Source organism: Enterobacter sp. RIT637 (genome assembly GCF_019718755.1).
In the GTDB taxonomy this organism is placed as follows: Bacteria; Pseudomonadota; Gammaproteobacteria; order Enterobacterales; family Enterobacteriaceae; genus Enterobacter.
Genome location: NZ_JAIHAZ010000057.1, coordinates 1 through 778, shown reverse-complemented (window position 1 = coordinate 778; position 778 = coordinate 1). Strand labels below are relative to the sequence as shown.

Annotated in this window: 1 protein-coding gene and 1 pseudogene; both read right to left on the bottom strand. The window is 58.4% G+C overall.

The window, feature by feature from the left end:
- Positions 1–675 (bottom strand): cardiolipin synthase ClsB (clsB, locus tag K5E19_RS23110; protein ID WP_221553265.1); only part of this gene is annotated, 675 nt, incomplete at its 3' end.
- Positions 672–778: pseudogene (locus K5E19_RS24285) on the bottom strand (EEP domain-containing protein); the annotation flags it as partial. The pseudogene K5E19_RS24285 and the gene clsB, both read right to left, overlap by 4 nt.

Below are 778 nucleotides of genomic sequence, written 5' to 3'. Positions count from 1 at the left end.
GATGATCACTTCGCGCTTCGCATTGGCGAGCATCTTCAGATAGTGGCGTTCAATATCGTCCCGATGCTCGTCGTTATCGCGCCAGATAATCAGCGCCTGTGCCTCACCGGGCTGGCGGTTTTCTTCCGGGCGATGATGGCGTTTCCACCAGCGGCGCACCGCCGACTGCCCCGGCAGGTTTTCCAGCTCAAAGAGCAAGATATCCTGCACCACCGGGCCTTCGACTTTCACCGCATAATCCTGCTTCGCCTCCGGGCCGTAGTCGGACATATGTTCATCGGAGTAGTTGATCCCGCCCACGAACGCGACGTTGCCATCCACCACCCCAATTTTGCGGTGCATCCGGCGAAATACGTTGGTACGCATGCCGAAGAGCGGCGGGCGCGGATCGTAATAGCGGAACACCACGCCTGCGGCGGTCAGCTCGTTGACGAAGCTGTCGCTGAGGTCAGGCGAACCGTAGCCGTCGAGCAGCACTTCGACTTTAACGCCGCGCTGAGCCGCGCGCAGCACGGCCTGATGGAGCTGACGGCCCACATCGTCCTCGAACCAGATAAAGGTTTCGAGAATAACTTTTTGCTCTGCCGCATCGAGGGCAGCAAAAACGGCGGGATAATACTCATCGCCATTTTCCAGCAGCGTAATTTGGTTACCTTCTCGCCATGAACTTTTCATAAGTGAATCTCCGCACTTAACGGGGCATGGTCAGACAGGTGACGCCAGCCATCCGAGCACCCTGGCGCTGCGCGGCTGGCGTGGGCGTTTTTGACGTAAATGC